Annotated in this window: 16 protein-coding genes and 1 pseudogene; 9 read left to right on the top strand and 8 right to left on the bottom strand. The window is 74.6% G+C overall.

The genetic code is table 11. The features are described 5' to 3' along the window. Nucleotides 1-54: 54 nt before the first annotated feature. From OG689_RS37810 to OG689_RS37795, 4 genes are all read left to right on the top strand, one after another. Entirely contained in the window at nucleotides 55-1,587 is a 1,533-nt protein-coding gene (locus OG689_RS37810; RefSeq protein WP_266327727.1) for a GMC family oxidoreductase N-terminal domain-containing protein, read from the top strand. Next, entirely contained in the window at nucleotides 1,584-2,645 is a 1,062-nt protein-coding gene (locus OG689_RS37805) for a Gfo/Idh/MocA family protein (RefSeq protein WP_266326043.1), read from the top strand. Before OG689_RS37810 ends, OG689_RS37805 begins: the two co-directional genes overlap by 4 nt. Before the next feature lie 131 nt (nucleotides 2,646-2,776). Continuing rightward, a complete protein-coding gene (locus OG689_RS37800) occupies nucleotides 2,777-4,102 on the top strand; it encodes a sugar porter family MFS transporter (RefSeq protein ID WP_266326041.1) in 1,326 nt (441 codons plus the stop codon). Between the two features lie 66 nt (nucleotides 4,103-4,168). Further along, entirely contained in the window at nucleotides 4,169-4,771 is a 603-nt protein-coding gene (locus OG689_RS37795) for an HAD family phosphatase (RefSeq protein ID WP_266326039.1), read from the top strand. A gap of 270 nt (nucleotides 4,772-5,041) precedes the next feature. Here OG689_RS37795 and OG689_RS37790 read toward each other — a convergent pair whose 3' ends face one another. The 6 genes from OG689_RS37790 to OG689_RS37765 all read right to left on the bottom strand — a co-directional run bounded on the left by OG689_RS37790 (nucleotide 5,042) and on the right by OG689_RS37765 (nucleotide 11,245). Further along, nucleotides 5,042-6,943, bottom strand: coding sequence for a condensation domain-containing protein (locus OG689_RS37790; protein WP_266326037.1), 1,902 nt, complete (start codon nucleotides 6,941-6,943; stop codon nucleotides 5,042-5,044). Nucleotides 6,944-7,049: 106 nt separating this feature from the next. After that, nucleotides 7,050-7,946 carry a hypothetical protein gene (locus OG689_RS37785; RefSeq protein ID WP_266326035.1) on the bottom strand — a complete coding sequence of 299 codons (897 nt, stop codon included), beginning with the start codon at nucleotides 7,944-7,946 and terminating at the stop codon, nucleotides 7,050-7,052. Between the two features lie 77 nt (nucleotides 7,947-8,023). Then, complete coding sequence (locus OG689_RS37780) at nucleotides 8,024-8,719, bottom strand: 4'-phosphopantetheinyl transferase superfamily protein (RefSeq protein ID WP_266326033.1); 696 nt, start codon at nucleotides 8,717-8,719, stop codon at nucleotides 8,024-8,026. 113 nt (nucleotides 8,720-8,832) lie between these two features. Then, on the bottom strand, nucleotides 8,833-9,867 hold the full coding sequence (locus OG689_RS37775; protein WP_266326031.1) for a hypothetical protein: 1,035 nt from the start codon (nucleotides 9,865-9,867) through the stop codon (nucleotides 8,833-8,835). Between the two features lie 4 nt (nucleotides 9,868-9,871). Continuing rightward, nucleotides 9,872-10,159 (bottom strand): phosphopantetheine-binding protein, encoded by a 288-nt coding sequence (locus OG689_RS37770; protein WP_266326029.1) that lies wholly within the window; start codon nucleotides 10,157-10,159, stop codon nucleotides 9,872-9,874. Nucleotides 10,160-10,312: 153 nt separating this feature from the next. Continuing rightward, nucleotides 10,313-11,245, bottom strand: a complete 933-nt coding sequence (locus tag OG689_RS37765; protein WP_266326027.1) for a 3-oxoacyl-[acyl-carrier-protein] synthase III C-terminal domain-containing protein — start codon at nucleotides 11,243-11,245, stop codon at nucleotides 10,313-10,315. A gap of 97 nt (nucleotides 11,246-11,342) precedes the next feature. Here OG689_RS37765 and OG689_RS37760 point away from each other — a divergent pair, with 97 nt between their 5' ends. The 5 genes and pseudogenes from OG689_RS37760 to OG689_RS37740 all read left to right on the top strand — a co-directional run. Continuing rightward, nucleotides 11,343-11,660 (top strand): hypothetical protein, encoded by a 318-nt coding sequence (locus OG689_RS37760; protein ID WP_266326025.1) that lies wholly within the window; start codon nucleotides 11,343-11,345, stop codon nucleotides 11,658-11,660. Next, nucleotides 11,657-12,856 carry a glycosyltransferase gene (locus OG689_RS37755; protein ID WP_266326023.1) on the top strand — a complete coding sequence of 400 codons (1,200 nt, stop codon included), beginning with the start codon at nucleotides 11,657-11,659 and terminating at the stop codon, nucleotides 12,854-12,856. Before OG689_RS37760 ends, OG689_RS37755 begins: the two co-directional genes overlap by 4 nt. 93 nt (nucleotides 12,857-12,949) lie before the next feature. Continuing rightward, nucleotides 12,950-13,924: an ATP-binding cassette domain-containing protein gene (locus OG689_RS37750; protein ID WP_266326021.1), complete on the top strand. Its 975-nt coding sequence runs from the start codon at nucleotides 12,950-12,952 to the stop codon at nucleotides 13,922-13,924. A gap of 195 nt (nucleotides 13,925-14,119) precedes the next feature. Then, entirely contained in the window at nucleotides 14,120-14,884 is a 765-nt protein-coding gene (locus OG689_RS37745) for an ABC transporter permease (protein WP_266326019.1), read from the top strand. Between the two features lie 596 nt (nucleotides 14,885-15,480). After that, a pseudogene (locus OG689_RS37740) lies at nucleotides 15,481-15,789 on the top strand (transglycosylase family protein); the annotation flags it as partial. Nucleotides 15,790-15,886: 97 nt separating this feature from the next. Here OG689_RS37740 and OG689_RS37735 read toward each other — a convergent pair. Both OG689_RS37735 and OG689_RS37730 read right to left on the bottom strand, forming a co-directional pair. Beyond that, on the bottom strand, nucleotides 15,887-17,353 hold the full coding sequence (locus tag OG689_RS37735; RefSeq protein WP_266326017.1) for a PLP-dependent aminotransferase family protein: 1,467 nt from the start codon (nucleotides 17,351-17,353) through the stop codon (nucleotides 15,887-15,889). Then, nucleotides 17,350-18,285, bottom strand: coding sequence for an alpha/beta hydrolase (locus tag OG689_RS37730; RefSeq protein WP_266326015.1), 936 nt, complete (start codon nucleotides 18,283-18,285; stop codon nucleotides 17,350-17,352). The genes OG689_RS37735 and OG689_RS37730 overlap by 4 nt, the downstream gene beginning before the upstream one ends. Between the last annotated feature and the right edge of the window lie 74 nt (nucleotides 18,286-18,359).

The raw sequence follows: 18,359 nt of genomic DNA, 5'->3' as shown, positions 1-18,359 counted from the left end.
GAGGCCGCCGGCCGGCCCCTGACAGACCACCCGCACGCAGGATGAGAGGTGTCCATGGAGATCCCGGCCCGGACGTACGACTTCGTGGTGATCGGCGCGGGAGCGGCGGGGTGCGTCCTCGCCGCCCGCCTCAGTGCCCGGCCCGAGCGGAGCGTCCTGCTGGTGGAGGCCGGCCCCGCCGACCACGACCCGCGGATCGCCCGCCCGGTGGCCTGGCCCGCACTGCTGGGTGGCGAGCTCGACTGGGGGTACCGGACGGTGCCGCAGGCCGCGCTGAACGGGCGGCGCCTGGCCTGGCCGCGCGGGCGGGTGCTGGGCGGGTCCGGCGCGATCAACGCGATGGTGCACATCCGCGGCGCCGCCTCCGACTTCGACGCCTGGAGCCGGTGGGGCGGCGAGCTGTGGAGTGCCGAAGCCTTCCTCCCGTACCTGGAGCGGCTGGACGCCCCGGCGGACGCGGCCGTGCCCGGGGCGATCCCGATCGCTGAGAACACCGAGCCGCACCCGTTCGCCGCCGCGTTCGTCGCCGCCGCCCGGAAGGCCGGCCTCCCGGCCAACCCGGACTTCAACGCCGCCGGCCAGGAGGGCGTCGGCCTGTACCGCACGACCGTCACCGCCGGCACCCCGCAGGCACCGGCCCGACGCGCCAACACCGCCTTCACCCACCTGGGCCCGGTGCTGGACCGCCCGAACCTGACCGTGCTGACCGACGCCACGGTGCTGCGGATCGAGGTCGTCGGCGGCCGGGCCCGCGGCATCCGGGTCGGCCACGGCGGCGAGGTCCACAGCGTCGGCGCCTCCACCGAGGTGGTGCTCAGCGCCGGCACGGTGGCCAGCCCCCAGCTGCTGCTGCTCAGCGGCATCGGCCCGGCCGACCGACTCGCCGCCCTCGGCATCGCGTCCACCGTCGACCTGCCGGGCGTCGGCGACAACCTGCACGATCACGTCCAGGTCTCGCTGGCGTACGACACCACCGAGGGGCACCCGGTCGCCGACCGCTCCAACCTCGGGGAGGCCGGCGGCTTCGTCACCGTGCTGCCGGGCTCCCCCGCGCCGGACATCCAGCTGTCGTTCGCCCCCATGAAGGACCTGAACAACGCCTCCCGGCTCGGCTGGGGCTTCACCATCGGCCCGGCCCTCACCCGGCCGCGCAGCCGTGGCCGGCTCACCCTCGACCCGGCCGGACCGCTCGGCCACCCGCTGATCGACCCGGCCTACCTGGACGACCCCGCCGATCTCGACACCCTGCTGGAGGGGGTGCGGCTGGCCCAGGAGATCGCCGCCACCGAGCCGCTCGGCTCGTTGCGGTCGGCGCCGGTGCCCTCCCCGCTCGCCGGCCGGGCCGAGCTGACGGAGTTCGTCCGCGGCAACGCCCAGACGCAGTTCCACCCGGTCGGCACCTGCCGGCTGGGCGCGGACGACGACGAGCAGGCGGTCGTCGACCCGTGGCTGCGGGTGCGGGGTGTGGCCGGGCTGCGGGTGGCCGACGCCTCCGTCATCCCCAGCATGATCACCGGAAACATCCACGCCGCCGTGGTCGCGGTCGCCGAGCGCGCCGCCGACTTCATCCAGGAGACCACCCGATGACCTCACCGACCCCCGCCCGCCCCGAGGGAGCCGAGCTGCGCTGGGGCGCCCTCGGCGCGACCGCCTACATCAGTGGCCTCCTGCTGCCCGCGATCACCCGGACGGACGGCTGCGTGCTGACCGCCGTCGCCAGCCGCCCGGATCGGCACGCGCAGGCCGTCGAGGTGGCCAAGCCGTACGGCGCGACCGCGCACGAGGACTACGCCGCGCTGATCGCCGACCCGGACGTCGACGCCGTGTACATCGCCCTCCCCAACACCGACCACGTCGAATGGACGGTGCGGGCGCTGGAGGCCGGCAAGCACGTCCTGGTCGAGAAGCCGATGGCGATGGACGAGGACGGCGTACGGCGGATCGAACGGGCAGCCGCCGACGCGTCGCGGATCGCGACGGAGGCCTTCATGTACCGCTTCCACCCGCAGCAGCGGCGGGCCGCGGAGCTGCTGGCCGCCGGGACGATCGGCGAACTCCGGGTCGTCCGTACGGCATTCGCCTTCGAGATCCCCACCGGCAGCGGCAACATCCGGCTCGACGCTGCCCTCGGCGGCGGCGCCACCTGGGACGTCGGGTGCTACGCCGTCGACGTCCCGCAGCTCTTCTTCGGCCGCGCGCCCGACCGGGTCGGCGCCCGCTTCAGCCGCCGCCCCGGCCAGGACGTGGAGACCAGCGCCATCGGCTGGATGGACTTCGGCGGGGGCCGCAGCGCGGTCCTCGACTACGGCATCGACTACGGACCACGCGCTTGGTACGAGCTGCAGGGCACCCGCGGCACGATCAGCGTCCGGAACGCCTGGGCGATGTCCGGCGAGGACGGCGTCGTCACCGTCCGCACCGCCGACGGCGTCCGCACCGAGACCGTTCCGGCCGCAGACCACTACCAGCTCCAGGTGGACGACTTCGCCCGAGCGGTGGCCGCCGGCCGCCCCGGGCCGTACCCGATCGCCGACTCCCGGCGGGCCGCGCGCGTCGGCGCGGCACTGGTGGCGTCCGCGGCGGCCGGCGGCGCGCCGGTGGCCACGGCCGACGGCCCGGCCGGAGCCGGACCGGTGCCGGCATGACGGATGCCCGGGTGACGGATACCGCTGGGGCGGCCGCCGGAGAGGTGGGTACCGGTGGGACGGGTACCGGTGGGACGGGTACCGGTGAGGCGGGTGCTGGTGCGACGGGTACCGGTGCGACGGGTCCCCGCGTGGTGACCACCGGGGTGCGGGGAGCCCGCGGCCGGGCCCTGGCGGTCCTGATCCCGTCCACCGGCGGGCTGCTCTTCGGCTACGGAACCGGAGGGATCGCCGGAGTCCTGCCCCTGATCGGCGAACAGTACGGCCTGTCGGCGTGGACCCAGGGGGTCGTGGTGTCCGCGGCACTGCTCGGCGCGGCCCTCACCGCCCCCGTCAGCGGCCGGCTCACCGACCGGTTCGGCCGCCGGCCCGTGATCGCCGCCGCCGCCGCGGCCTTCGCCGTAGGCACGGCGGTGTCCGCGGCGGCCGGCGGCCCGGCCGCCCTCGTCCTCGGCCGGTTCCTGGTGGGCCTGGCCCTCGGCGCGATCTCCTTCGCGGTACCGCTCTACATCGCGGAGATCGCGCCGCCGGCCCGCCGCGGCGCACTGGTGACCCTCAACCAGCTGATGATCACCATCGGCCTGCTGCTCGCCTACGCGGTGTCGTACGCCCTCCAGTCCGACGGCGCCTGGCGGCTGATGCTGGCGGCGGGGCTGGCGCCCGCGCTGGTCCTGCTGGTCGGCATGGCCGGCGTCCCGGAGTCGCCGTCCTGGCTGGACAGCGCGGGCCACCGGGAGCGGGCCCGCGCCGCGGCCGTGGCGCTCGGTCTGCCGCCGGCACCGGAGCGGCCGGCCACCGCCGGGCCGCGTGGCGGCGGAGCCCGGTTCCGGGAGGCACTCGCCGAGGCCGGACCGCGGCGGGTCGCGCTCGGCCTGGGCATCGCCGTCCTGGTGCACCTCACCGGCCTCAACACCGCCATCTACTACGCCCCGACGATCCTCGCCGCCTCCGGACTCACCCCGTCCGGCGGCGTCCTCGGCGCGGTCCTGGTCGGCGTCTGCAACGTCGCCGCGACGGTGGTGACGATCGCCCTCCTCGACCGGGGCGGCCGACGGCCGCTGATGCTGGGCGGGCTCGCCGCGATGGCCGCCGCTGCCGCCGGGATCGCCGTCACCCAGTGGTCCGGCGGGCCCGCCGGCGCCACCGCGCTGCTCCTCTGCGGCTTCATCGTCGCGGGCGCGATCGGCCCGGCGCCGGTCTTCTGGGTCTTCGCCGCCGAGATCTACCCGCGGCGGGCCCGCGGCGCACTGATGAGCCTGGCGACGGCGGCGCACTGGGCGGCCGACTTCGTCGTCGCCACGACCTTCCTCCCGCTCGTCAAGGCACTGTCACTGGGCGGGGCGTTCGCCTTGTACGGCGCCGTCACGCTGGCCGCCGCGCTAGGCCTGGCCCGGTGGATGCCCGAGACCAAGGGCATCAGCCTGGACGACACACCGGCGGAACCCGTCCGCGTGTGACAGCGTCGACCGCAGAACCCCCGGGCCCGCCCGGGTCCCCCTCCGACCGGGAAGGCCACCGCCACCTTGCACCCCGAACTCCACCCGGGCCGCGCCGAAGCACTCCTCTTCGACTGGGACGGCACGCTCGTCGACAGCCAGTACGCCAACTACCGCGCGATGGCCGACGTCCTGGCTCCGCACGGGGTGACGCTCCACCAGGAGTGGTTCGACGCACGGACCGGCCTGTCCTCCGCCGACCTGATCCGGACCCTGGCCGCCGAGACGGACGCCGGGCCGGACCTCCCGGTCGAGGAGCTCGTCGCCGCCCGGGACCTGCTCTTCCTGGCCAACGCCGACCGGATCCGGGTGCACCCAGAGGTGGCGGAGGTGGTGCACACGCACCACGGCGCGCTCCCGATGGCGGTCGCGTCCGGCGGCGCCCGCCTGATCATCGAGACGACCATGCGGCACCTCCCCTACCAGGGCCTGTTCACCGCCCTGGTCACGCGTGACGAGGTGCGGCGCGGCAAGCCCGCACCGGACATCTTCCTGCAGGCCGCCGACGCCCTGGCGGTGCCGCCCGCCCGCTGCCTGGTGTACGAGGACAGCGACGAGGGCATCGAGGCGGCCCGCGCGGCCCGGATGGCGGTCGTCGACGTCCGGCCGGTCACCCGGCGACAGCGCTGACGACGGTGGGGGCCGGGCGGTTGACGGAGGGTGGGTTGACGGACGGCGGGGCAGGTTGACGGACGGCGGGGCGGGCCGTCGGGCGGCGGGTGCCGGGCCGTCGGGTGGCGGGCGGCGGGCGGCGGGCCGTCCGACGGCCTGCCGGCGCACGCCTTCGGCGGAGCCGCCCGCGGGTTCTGCCGGCCGTCCGGCCACACAGCCACCCGGCTGCCCGGCCACCCGGCTGCCGCTTCCGGAGGGAGCAGCCGAGCGGAGGTACCGGGCGCCCGGTCAGGCCGGCTGCCCCTGACGAGCGGCCGTCTCCGGGTCGCGGCCGTCGCCCTCCAGCAACACGGACACCTCCCCGGTGTCCCGCTGTCCCGACCCGGCGGCGGCGCTCCGATGGATCACGTAGTGGTGCGGAGCCATCGCGGTGTCCCGTCCGGGCAACGCGTCGACCAGCGCGCGGTGCACGAAGAGCGGGGTGAGTCCGGGCTCGTCGGAGGCCACGGCGCCCGTCCACAGGTGGGCGATCAGTCGGCCTTCGGTCAGCTCCACCCGGGCGGTCACTCCAGTGACCGGCACGGCTGCGTTCGGCACGAACACGTTCGGAACGTCCACGTTCGGAACGTCCGCGTTCGGCACGTGCACATCCGTCACGACCGCGTTCGGCACACCCATGTTCGGCACGAACGCGTTCGGCGCGACCACATTCGGCGCAGCAACGGTCAGCACGTCCGCGCCCAGCACGTCCACGAGCAGCTGGCCGACGGCGTCCAGATCGATCCAGGACCCGTCGACCTGGTGCCAGTCGCCCTCCCGCACACCTGGACGGACCGTGGTCAGCGCGTCCAGCCCGGCCAGCGGCACCGGGCCGGTCGCGGCGGCCCGTACCACCGCGAGCAGTCCGCGGGCGAACTCCTCGATCTCCGTCCGGTCCAGCACCTGCGGGCAGGCCAGCAGGGCGAGTTCGAGCGAGCCGTTGACCCGCAGGATGTTGAACATCAGCCGGACCGGCACCCGCTGGTCCGGGAACCAGCTGATCTCGGGGTCGGCCACCGCGGCCGGCCGCGCGTCCGAGGCCGATTCGGGGATGGTCAGGCTGAGGTCGTTCACCACCACGTGCCGGGCGAACCGGGAGCCGCGCAGGTGGGCGATGTCGTCGATCATCCGCCAGATCTGCTCGGCGTCGAAGGTACTGTGCCAGTATCCGGCCAGCGAGGCCGCCTTGGTGTGGCCGATCACCTCGTCCAGATCGCGCAGGCCCGTGTCCACCGCCATGAAGGCGTCCTGGGCGAGGGTGCCGATGTGGTCGGCCATCACCGGGCGGTGCCGGTTGGCCGACAGCGCAGCTATCACCAACCGCGGCTGAGCCGCGCGGTGCGCCACCAGCGCGGCGAAGGCGGCCAGCAGCACCACCGAGGGGCTGGCCCCGGTCCGCAGCGAAGCGGCCGCGAGGTCCTCCGCCGCCCGGCGCGAGCGGAGAATGAGCGTCGAGACCACGTCCGGCGGGCCGGTGATCCGGGAGTCCGCGAAGACGGCCTGCGGGCCGGTGCGCAGGATCCGCTCCCAGTGCCGCAGCGAGGCGGTGGCGCGGCGGCGGCCCAGCGCGGAACTCTCGAACGCGGCCACCTCCAGCGGCGTCCGCGCGGTGGCGGGCGACAGTTCCTTGCCCGCGGCGAGCAGCAGCCATTCCTGGATCAGCAGGGCGGTGGCTGCACCGTCAGCGCCGGAGTGGCAGACCACCACCGCCATCCGGACCGGCCGGTCCTCCGCGGTCACCAGGGTGCAGCGCAGCGGGAAGTCGGTGGCCAGGTCGAACGCCACCGCGTTGTCGGCGCGCGCCAGGTCGTCGGCCAGCCGATCGAGTTCGAGGTCGCCGAGCGGACCTGCCTCCACCACCCGTACGGTGAACTCCCCCTCCCCCTGCACCTCCTGGCGGGCGGGGAAGCCGTCCGGGCCGTCCGGGAAGACGGTGCGCAGCGAGGCGTGGCGTTCGGCCAGGGTGCGCAGGGCGGCGAGCGCCGCGGGCAGGTCGGTGCCGGCCGGCACCGGCCAGACGGCTTCCTTGTTGATCTGCTCGGGATCGTCGCGCCGGATGCAGCGGATCATGTTGTCCTGGCCCATGGTGAGCGGCCCCGAGCCGCCGCCCTCGGCACTGTAGCGGACTGTGATCCGCCTGGTCCGTGTCACGTCGCACGCGTCCTTCGGCCGGCCCGTCTCAGCGGGTGTGGGTCGGGACACTATCAGCGCCCCCGATCATTGGTCCATACCAGAGCGGTCGCCCGGTGACGTCAACTCAGTTGCCGCCGCGGATCGCCGTGATGAGAGACTCCGGCCACTCGGCGGGGCGCCCGCCGTGGGCGTGCAACAGCGCGAGGGCGATCCGCTCGATCCCGAACGCCATGCAGGCGGTGTTCCCCGGAGCGCCTTCGCCGGTGAACCCGAAGACTTCGCCGAAATGGTCCTTGTGGAAGTTCGCCGAGGCGATCGCCTGCACCAGCCCGTCCGCCACCGGCACCTTGAGTTCGTACTTCAACTCCTGGGCCCGCTGGGCCGCCTGGAACAGCCGCCGGGTCGGGCCGAAGAACGGGTCGTCGGCCACCTCGATCTCCACCTTGAGCGACATCCCGCGCATCCAGCCGGCCACCGTCTCCAGCCAGGCCGCGCGCCAGCTCAGGCAGTGCGCCTCGGTACCGGCCGTGACCAGCTCCACCATCCGGAAACTGCGCAGCCGGCCCGGCTCGCTGGTCGCCTCCTGCCGGAAGCACTGCCCTTCCACGGCGAATCGCTCGGGCTGCGCCAACTCCCTTCCGGCCAGACCCGCGTAGACGGGGTAGCAGGCGGCGGGCAGCAGCACCAGGTCGCTCGCCCGCTGCGCGGAGTCCCAGGCACCGCCCTCGAGGGCCTGCGGGGCCAGCTCCTTCCACTCCGCCGGCGTGCCGGCGAAGCTGTGCACCGTGCCCAGCAGTTGCGGGAAGGCCTTCACGTAGCCGGCCCGCTCGACCAGCGCGCGCGGGACCACCGGGGGGATCGCCAGCCGGGGAAAGCCCTCGTCCGCGGCCAGGGCGTCGATGCCCTGGCGGAGCAGTGCGACCACGGCCTCGAACGGCGCCGGGTACAGCTGGACACCGGGCGCTCCGGCCGGGATCGGGGCGGCCTCGCCGTCGGGCATCGTGAAGTGAGTGCTCGTCATGTCCTGTTCTTCCCTGCTCGGTTCGGCGGAGGCACGGGGGCTCAACGGGTGGCCGGGAGGCCGGGGTGGCCTGGGGCTCAACGGGTGGCCGGGAGGCCGGCGGATGCGGTCCACCGCAGGCGGCGGACCAGGAACGGGCGGTCGCCCTCGACCGCGACGGCGGCACGGAACGGCCCCGGCACGGGGACGTCCCGGACCCAGCAGGGCCCCGGGTCCAGCGGGCCGGCGTCCGGCAGCCGCAGCGGGGCCGGGCCGGCCATGGGCAGCCCGAGGCCCTGGGCGAGCCGCCCGCCGTACACCTTGACGCAGGCCTCGCGGCGGCACCAGAGGCGGGTGAAGCGCTCGGCCCGGGCGCCGGGTGAGCGGGCCGCCGCCACGAACCGCACGTCACTGTCGGGGAAGTAGCGGCTGGCGACCCGGGCCGCCACCCGTTCGTCCCTGATCTCCTCGACGTCCGCACCGACCCGCCGCCCCTCGGCCAGGGCCAGCACGGCGAGAGCGCCGGAGGCCGACCAGCTGAGCCGCAGTCGGGAGCCGGCCGCAGACTCGTCGGGCACCGGCTCCGGCTTGCCGTGCGGGCCGCGGCGCCAGGCCAGGTCGCCGGGGGCCACCCCGAGCCGCTCGGCGGCGAGCAGCCGGACGACGCCGTGCACCACGGTGAACCGGTCGGTCCGTTCGGGGTCGCGGCCGGCGCCGGCCCGGTGGAGTTCGGTGCGGTCGAGCAGTTGGCGCAGCCGGTGGACGACCGGTGCGGGCTGGTCGGTCCGGATCACCCACAGGTCCACCGGATCGGGTTCGAGATCGGGCGCGGGTTCGAGATCGGGCGCGGGTTCGAATTCTGCCTCTGGTCCGGCGCCCTGGTCAGGGGCCGGAACCGCGCCGGCGGTCATGGCGCGGCCGCCGGCAGCAGGGTGAGGGTGCTCAGCCGCCCGAGCCGCCGGTCGAGGTCGGCGAGCAGCACCGGCCGCCGTTCGGCCCGCCAGCCGGGCAGCCGCTCGGCAAGCGCGGTCCAGATCCCGGTGAGCGGTTGCCCACCCCTGGCCGCCACCGTCCGGTCGGGGTCGGGCCGGCCGAGCGGAACGGGGTGTTCGGGTCCGCCGGGCCGTACGTCGGCCCCGGAGTCCCGTCCGTCGGGCGGCAGGTCGAGTTCGGGCCCGAGGACGAGGGCCGCCGCCGGCCCCAGCGCCGCCCACTCGGCCCGGACCAGTTCCGGGGCCGGATCCGCGGCCGGGCCGGAGGACTGGCGGACCACCGCGTCCACCCCCTCGCCGTCGTCCCCCTTACCGTCCGCCGCCTCGCAGACCAGGACGACCGCGCAGTGCCGCTGCGGCAGTGCCACCGGCCGCGCCGGTTCGTGATGCAGGTGGGCCGCCTCCATCACCAGGACCACCGCCCGGCGGCAGGCTCCCGTCCGGGCGTAGTCGGTGGCGATCCGGAGCGCCGTGAACGGGGCGGCCGAGCCCTGGTCGCAGACGGCGAAGGCCAGCGGCGAGCCCGGGCAGAACCGGCTGAGGTGCAGGGCGGCGGAGCGGCCCGGCCGTACGTCGGGGGACGAGAAGGCGAGGATCAGCAGGTCCACCGGCTCGTCCGCCGGCAGGGCGTCCCGCAGGAGGCCCTCGGCCATCTCCCCGTAGGAGTGACCGACGCCCTCGGCCAGCAGGTCCTCGCGGAGCGGGACGCCGTAGGGGCGGGTCAGGTCGGCGACGAAGACCCGCAGGTCCGGGTCGAGCGAGGTTTCCGACCGGCCGTGGAAGTCCCTGCTCAGGACCCGGGCGACGCGCAGTCCGGGCCCCGCCGGGCCGCCCGGCCGGGCGGCGCTCCGAGCGGCGGCGCTCCGAGCGGGTGTGGTCGGAGCGGCGGTGCTAGGAGCGGCGGTGCTAGGAGCGGCGGCGGTCGGAGCGGGGGCGGTCGCACCTGGCATCCGGTCAGTCCTCGGGGATGACGTGTCCGGCGACGAAGTCGGCCAGGCTGGCGACCGACCGCAGGTCGTCCTCGCCAATCTCCTCCACGTCGACCTGGATGTCGAGCGACTCCTCCAGCTCCAGGATGAGTTCCAGGGTGCCGGCCGAGGTCAGGCCGAGGTCGTCGAAGAGGCAGGCGTTCTCCGGTACCTCCGCGAGTTCCCGCTTCAGTACGCGCGGCAGCAGGTCACCGATGCTTCGGAGGACCTGGCCGCGCAGTTCGGCGTCGGTCGTTACCGCGGAGTCTGACATGGCTATCTTGTCCCGTCATGCGTGGAGGAGTGGACTCTGTCCGGGCCGGACCGGAGCTCGCCGGCGCGCGGCCCGGTGGTCGCGGGCAGCGGTCCGGGCGCCGGCGGGCGGCAGCGGCTGAGGTACCTACGGGGCAATGTGGCTGACGGTCCGTCAGTGACTGACGACCATGGCCGAGAAGGTGGCTCCGATGCCGGCGGCGGCGATCAGGTAGCGGTCACCCTGGTGGAGCAGGCCCCGTGTGGTGGCGGTGTGCAGATTGATGAAAGCGTCCGCAGCGAAACTGTGCCCGACCGATGGCACGTTGTCCAGCACCACCTTGTCGACCGGATAGCCCATCCGGCGGCAGATCGCCTTCCAGGAAACCTGGTTGACGTTGTGCGGAAGCAGCAGCGCGATGTCCGACAGGTCTAGTCCTGCCTGGTCGAGCGCCGCTTCGACGGCCTCGGCCATCACCTCCGGATACTCCCGCTGGTAGCGCGCCAGCAGATCCGGATCCTCGGCCAGCCGGCCGTCGAATTCCGGTCGCTGCCGGACGGCGTAGGCGAGCACGCGGTCGCGTTCGCCCTCGGCCCGGACCAGGCAGGCCGCCGCGCCCTCGCCGAAGACGGACGTCTCCGGCACCAGTTGGGCATCCCTGGTGAAGGTCTTCTCCCCGGTCAGCACCAGGGCCAGGGCGTCCGGGTCGGGTTCGCCGGCCAGCAGTCGGCCGGCCAGGTCGACCGCCAGCAGTCCCACCGCGCAGGCGTGGTGGGTGACGGTGAAGGCGTTGGCACCGCTGAGGCCGAAGCGGTCGAGCAGTTCGTGCAGGGGGTTCAGCGGGTAGGGCACGGCCACCGGCATGCTCCGCGCGTGCAGCACGAAGCGGACCTGGTGCTCGCGCCCGCGCAGTTCCGGCAGCGCCTCCAACGCGCCGGTCAGCAGGTCGAGCAGCGTCCCGTCCGGATCCAGGCGCACCTGGTCCAGGCCGTGGAAGCGGCGGAAGAGTCGAAGTTGACGTGGGGTCAGGCCGATCCGGGCCCCTACCGCCTCGATGGGAGCGGTGTGGCGGGGCAGGTGAACGGCCACTGCCTCCAGTGCGGTCACCCGGGCTAGTATTCCGACGCCCGCCGGGTCGCACAAGTGATCACGGGCTGTCGCCGCAATTCCCCGCCCCCGTGCCGTCGAGCAGGTGGAGCCCCCCATGGAACACCCCGAACCGTCCCCTGCCCGGGCCCCGGGCCGGGGCGCCGAAGTGCACCCCGAACTGGTCGCGCTGCTGGTGGCGGCCGCCGAAGCACCGCCCGGATGGGCCGCCTCGGTGACGCCGCAGGCCCGGCTGGACGGCGACCTGAGGCTGGACGAGTGCGAACTCGCCGCCCTGGCCGGCCTGCTGCGCGAGCGCTTCGGCGCCGGCGCCGACCTGGCGGCGCTCCGCGCGCGGCTGGACCTGGCCGGGCTGGAGTCGCTCACCGTCGGCGACCTGGAGCAGGCCCTGCTGCCCGGGCGGGTGTCCGGATGAGCCGGTTCCTGCTGGTGGTGCCCCCGCTGACCGGGCACGTCAATCCGGTCGTCGGCATCGCGCGGGAGCTCACCGCCCGTGGCCACGAGGTCGCCTGGACGGGTTCGGAGGCCGTCCTGCGGCCGCTGCTCGGACCCGACGAGCAGGTGCTGGGGACGGGCAGCCGGCTGTTCCGGGCCCAGGGCGGGCACGGCCTCGCCGCGCTGCGCTCGCTCTGGGAGGGCTTCATCGTCCCGTACGCGCGGTTCACCGCGAAGCCGCTGGACGGCGTGGTGCGGGCGTTCCGGCCGGATGTCCTGCTCGTCGATCAGCACACCCCTGCGGGGGCGCTGGCCGCCCACCGGCACGGCCTGCGCTGGGCCAGTCTGGCGCCCGGCGCGATGGAACTGGGCCGCCCGCTGAGGGCGTTGCCGCAGGTCGAGGCGTGGATGCGTGGCCTGCTCGGTGACCTCTGGCAGCGGGCCGGCCTGCCGCCGGAGGAGTTCACCGACCCACGCTTCTCGCCGGATCTCGTCCTGGCGCTGACCGGGCCCGCGCTGACCGGCCCGGCGGTCTTCCCGGCGCATTTCGCCCTGGTGGGGCCGGTGCTGTCGGAGCGTCCGGCCGATCCCGGGTTCCCCTGGGAGCGCCTGGACCCGGGCCGCCGCAAAGTCCTGGTCACCATGGGCACCCTGGCCGGCGACGTCGGCGCGGACTTCCACGCCCGGGCGGCGCGGGCACTGGAGCTGTGCGGGCCGGGGGTGCAGGCCGTCGTCGCCGCGCCGCGCGAGCTGCTGCCGGCCGTACTGCCCGCCGGGACGGTGGCCGTGGACCGGGCGCCGGTAGTGGAGTTGATGGCCCGTGGACAACTGGACGCGGTGCTCTGCCACGGCGGGATGAACACCGTCGGCGAGGCGCTGGTGCACGGAATTCCGATGGTGGCGGCGCCGATCCGGCACGATCAGCCGTTCGTCGCGGCGCAGCTGGTGGCGGCCGGCGCGGGCCTGCGGGTGTCGTTCCCCCGGGTCACGCCCCAGGCGCTGGCGGCCGCTCTGGGCACGGTTCTGGACGGAACGGCGCACCAGGAGGCGGCCGTTCGGGTGGGTACGGCCCTGCGGGCGGGCGGCGGGGCAGCCCGGGCGGCGGACCACCTGGAGGAGCTGGCCGCGGTCGGTGCAGGTGGCGGGACGCGATCAACCCGTTTTCCAATGGTCTAGGCCATTGTTTTCGGCGGTGCCGGAGCCCTAGGGTGGCGCGCAGCACCGAATCCCCAGGTGCGCCGGCAACCCATCCCCTCCCGGGAGTTCTGGTTGATCGAGACCAAGGGACTGCGTAAGTCCTACCCGTCCCGGAAACGCAGCAAGGCCGCCACCGTGGACGCCGTCCGCGGCATCGACCTCTCGGTGGCGGCAGGTGAGATCTTCGGTTTCCTCGGCCCCAACGGCGCCGGGAAGACGACCACGCTCCGCATGCTCGCCACCCTGATCAGGCCGGACGGCGGCGCCGCCCGGATCGCCGGCGCGGATCTGCTCACCGACCCCGGTGAGGTCCGCCGCCGGATCGGCTACGTCGCCCAGGGCGGCGGCACCGCCGACGCCGTCAGCGCCCGCGAGGAGTTGGTGCTGCAGGCGCGGATGTACGGCATCGGCAAGGGCGATGCCCGGCAGCGGACCGAGGACGCGGTGAAGTCCTTCGACCTCACCGAGTTCGCCGACCGCCCCTGCAGCAGCTACTCCGGCGGTCAGCGCCGCCGGCTCGACATCGCCCTCGGGGTGATCCACGGGCCCGACGTGCTCTTCCTGGACGAGCCGACGGTGGGCCTCGACCCGCCCAGCCGCAGCCAGGTCTGGGACGAGATCCGGCGCCTGCGCACCGAGGGCATGACCGTCTTCGTGACCACCCACTACCTGGACGAGGCCGACGCCCTCTGCGACCGGATCGCGATCATCGACCACGGCGGGACGGTGGCCGAGGGCACACCCGAGGAGCTGAAGCGCGAGATCGCGGGGGACGTGGTCCTGGTCGGCCTCGAACTCCGCGACGGCACGGCCGACCGGTCCCAGCGGGCCGCCGACGCACTGCGCGCCGAGCCCTATCTGCACCGGCTCGAACTCCAGGGTGAGGACGGCCTGCGGCTCTACGTGGAGAACGGCGCGGCCGCGATCCCGCAGCTGCTGCGGACGCTGGAGGGCGCGGGCCTGGCGCCCGGCACCGTCCAGCTCCAACGGCCCAGCCTGGACGACGTGTTCCTGGCCCGGACCGGACGGTCGCTCAAGCAGGACTGACACCGGCACCCGGCGGGTCGGGACGGCCCTCGGAGGCCGCCGCCCCGCCGTGCCTGCGCCTGCGCGCCCCGCTTCCCGGTCGGCCCGCCGTGCCCGGACATGTCCGGCCGGCGGGGAGTCGACCGCGCCGAAAGCCGTACCGCGCGAAACCCCATCGCACGACAGCCCAACAGCCCAATCGAGGCAGGGACATCGTTGAAGCTCGCCCGCGACACCTGGCTGGTCTTCCAGCGGCAACTGCTGCTGATGGCCCGCACCCCGGTCTGGATCGCCGTCGGGGTCATCCAGCCGCTCTTCTACCTGCTGCTGTTCGCCCCGCTGCTCAAGCCGGTGTTCGCCCCGATGGGAGCGACCACCTACGCCGAGACCTACCAGATCTACGTCCCCGGCCTGCTGGCCGTGCTGGTCATCTTCGGCGGCCTGTTCACCGGTTTCAGCCTGCTCGGCGAGCTGCGCGCCGGAATCATCGAACGCTCCCGGGTCACCCCGGTGAGCCGGCTGGCCCTGCTGCTCGGCCGGGCCCTGCGGGAGGTGGTGGCCCTGCTGGTGCAGGCGGTCATCATCACCTTGCTCGCCCTGCCCTTCGGGCTCCAGGTCCGCCCGCTGGACCTGCTGCTCGCCTACCTGCTGATGGCCCTGCTGGCCCTGATGACCTCAGCCATCTCGTACGGCATCGCCCTGCTGGTGCCGAGCGACTCGGCGCTGGCCCCGGTGGTCAACACCATCGCGCAGCCGATCGCCCTGCTCTCCGGAGTGCTGCTGCCGTTGACCCTGGCGCCGCACTGGCTGCAGGCGGCCGCCCACTGGAACCCCTTCTACTGGGCCGTCGAAGGGATGCGCGCGCTGTTCTCCGGGCACCTCGACGACAGCGCGGTGTGGCAGAGCCTGCTGATCGTGGCCGCCATGACGGTGGCCGCCGTGTTCTGGTCGGCCCGACTGTTCTCCTCCCGGGTGCGGTGACCGGACGGTCCCGACAGCCCGCGCACAGCCCGGACGGGCCCCGACGGACCGACGTCGGGGCCCGTCCGGACGTGCTGCGACCGCGCGCGAGCAGGGCCGGCGGGCCCGGAATCCGCATCCTCGGACCGCGATGTGACCTGGGCCATTCCGGCGGCCCGGCCCGGGGCCCCGAGCTTCGGCGGTCCGTCCACGCCGGGTCACGCTCGGTCGACAATGTGGCCGAGGTCACCCGCCCCGGCCGGTGACGGGGGCCACATCGAGGCCGTCCGGAGAGCCGCAAACCCCGAGAACTCGGGGCACCGAACGCCCGAATACCGCCGGTAACAACGCTCTGAGCTGGGTCTTTCCTTCGAAACCTTGATGCGGGCACTTGAGGTCCGTAACTTCGAAACCAGTGCGGCGAGCACAACGGCCACTCGGCCGGGAGCACCGCCGTCGCACTCCCCCCAAGTACCGAACGGGCCCTGCCGGGCCTGCTCACACCTGCCCGTGCCAGGGCGCCCGAGAGGATATACATGACCTTCCGTAACGAGACCGCCGCTGCCACCACCAAGACCGCCGTCAAGCGCAACCGCGTGCGGACGGCTCTGATGGCGGGCGCCGTGCTGGCCCTGCCGGTGGCAGGCCTCGTCACGGCCACCTCCGCCTCCGCCGCGCCGGCGTCGACCTGGGACAAGGTCGCGCAGTGCGAGGCGACCGGCAACTGGGCGATCAACACCGGCAACGGCTTCTACGGCGGCCTGCAGTTCACCTCCTCCACCTGGGCGGCGTTCGGCGGCACCGCCTACGCCCCGCAGGCCCACCAGGCCACCAAGGCCCAGCAGATCGCCGTCGGCGAGAAGGTCCTCGCCGCCCAGGGCCCCGGCGCCTGGCCCGTCTGCTCCGTCAAGGCGGGCCTCACCAAGTAAGCAACACCCCCGGCGGCAGCCGAAGAGGGGCCCTGCCCCGCTCTCACGAGCGGGGCAGGGCCCCTCTTCCGCGTTCCACCCCAGGCCGGCGGCCCTACCGCGCCTCGTCCCGGACGAAACGGGCCAGCCCGGCGACGCCCGCCACGATCTCGCGCTCGGTGAGCGAGCTGATCGACAGCCGCAGCCGGCGTTCGCCGCCGCCCGCCGGGTAGAACGGCGCCATCGGCGTCCAGAGCACCCCGTAGCCCCGGGCGCAGCGCTCCATCGCGGCCTCGTCGGCCGTGAACGGCACGCTCAGGACGGCGAAGAAGCCGCCCTCCGGGTGGTTCCAGTCCAGTCCCAGCCGGGTGCGCTCCGACGCCGGGAAGTGCCGTTCGAGCTCGCGCAGCAGGGTGCCCAGATTCGCCGCGTAGAAGGCGGTGGCCGGGGCGTTGGCCTTGCGCAACCGGCAGTCGTTGCGCAGCAGCATGCCACCGATGACGGCCTGGCTGAGGGCGGGCGTGTTGACCGTCGTCATACTCTTCAGCTTGGCCAGCTCGTCGGCCAGCAGCGACAGCCGCCCGCCCGGCCCGGACACCTGCTGGTCGGCGACCACATAGCCGAGCCGGGCCCCGGGGAAGCAGGTCTTGGCGAAGGAGCCCAGGTAGACGACCTGCCGGCGCCGGTCGAGCGCCTTGAGCGTGGGCCTGGCCCCCGGTTCGCGGGTGAAGAAGCCGTACGGGTTGTCCTCCACCACCAGCAGGCCCTCGGCGGCCGCCACCTCGAGCAGCCTGGCGCGGGCCGGTGTGGGCATGCTGGCCCCCGAGGGGTTGGCGAAGTCGGGGACGACGTAGAGCGCCCGGGGCCGCCGGCCCGCCGCCCGGACGTCGCGGGCGGCCGCGGCGACGGCGTCCGGATCGGGGCCGTGCTCCGGCCCCTCCGGCACCGGCACGGTGCTGAGGCCGAGCAGCCGCGCGGCGCCGGTGACGCCGACATAGCAGGGCGAGCTGACCAGCAGGACGTCGTCCTGGTCGGCGCAGAGCGCCCGGAGCACCAGCAGCATGCCCTCCTGGGCGCCGACTGTGAGGACCAGGGACTCCGCCGGCACGTCGAGACCCTCGTCGTTGGCCAGCGTGCGGGCCACCAGGTCGGCGATGATGCCCTTGGTCGGCCCGTACTGGAACAGGGTGGTGCGGACGGCGTCGCGGCTCAGCCCCCGCTCGGCCAGGTGGGCGAGGTAGGCGTCCAGGTGGCCGTGCACCTGCTCGGGCTCGAAGAAGCCCTCGTAGGGGCGTCCCGGGGCGAAGGAGACGGCGTCGGGGTAGCGCTCGGTGACTTCGTTGAGGAAGGTCATCGCGTCGAGCAGCGGGTCGGAGAGCGAGCCGTGCAGCTCGGTCAGCGGGATCGGCGCGACGGCGGACGGGTCCGGGGCAGAGGCGGGCGGGATCGGCGCGACGGCGGACGGGTCCGCCGTGGTGGCCGGCGGGATCGGCGCGACGGCGGGTGGTACCTGCCCGGTGGGGCCGGCTCCGCCGTCCCGGGCCGTGTCCACGACGGTGTCCCGGGCGGGCCCGGCCGTCACCGGAACGCCTCGCGCAGCCGTTCGGCGGCGTAGCGCTGCGCCTCCTGGGCGGCGTCCAGGACGCCGGCCATGGCGAAGAAGCCGTGCGGCATCCCCTGGTAGCGGCGGAGGTCGACCGGTACGCCGGCCGACCGCAGCGCCTCGGCGTACCGCTCGCCCTCGTCGCGCAGCGGGTCGTACTCGGCGGTGATCACGGTGGCCGGCGGCAGCCCCGCCAGGTCGGCGGCGCGCAGCGGGGAGGCCAGTGGGTGGGCGCCGTCGGCGGCGTCCGCCAGGTAGTGGTTCCAGTACCAGCGGACCGAGCGGCGGTTGAAGAGCGCCGGGTCGTCGTTCTCGCGCAGCGAGGCGGTGTCGGCCCGGTGGTCGGTGTTGGGGTAGACGAGCAGTTGGTGCCGCAGGGCGGGGCCGCCCTCGTCGCGGCGGAGCAGGGTGACGGCGGCCGCGAGGTTGCCGCCCGCACTGTCGCCGCCGACGGCCAGCCGGTCCGGGTCGACGCCCAGGTCGGGGGCGTACCGGGTGAGCCACTGGAGGGCCGCCCGGCAGTCCTGGACGGCGGCGGGGAAGGGGTGCTCGGGTGCGAGCCGGTAGCCGACGGAGGCGGTCACGCAGCCGGCCGTGTTGGTCAGCCGGCGGCAGATCGCGTCGGAGGTGTCGGGCGAGCCGAGGGTCCAGCCGCCGCCGAACAGGTAGAGCAGCCCGGGGAGCGGTCCCGGCGGCGCCGAGGGCCGATGGAGCCGCACCACGAGCGGGCCGCCCGGCCCGTCGATCCGGTGTTCCTCGAGCGCCGCGACCGGCTCCGGGTTGCCGGCGGCGGCCCGGATGTCGGCCAGGTCGGCGGCCCGGGCCTCGGCCAGGGTCAGGGTGTAGAGGGGAGGCGCCCCGGAGCGCGCGCGGCGGTCGCGCAGGTCCTGGGCCTGGGGGTGCAGTGGCATGGGTGTCCCGTCGGTCTGTGCGGGGAGTCGCGGTTGCGTAGGGGGTCGGACGGCGGTCCCGTGCGGCGGCGGGG

The sequence above is a fragment of the Kitasatospora sp. NBC_00240 genome, from assembly GCF_026342405.1.
GTDB lineage: Bacteria > Actinomycetota > Actinomycetes > Streptomycetales > Streptomycetaceae > Kitasatospora.
Note: the sequence above shows the minus strand (reverse complement) of the source record. Positions and strands in the feature narration are given on the sequence as shown.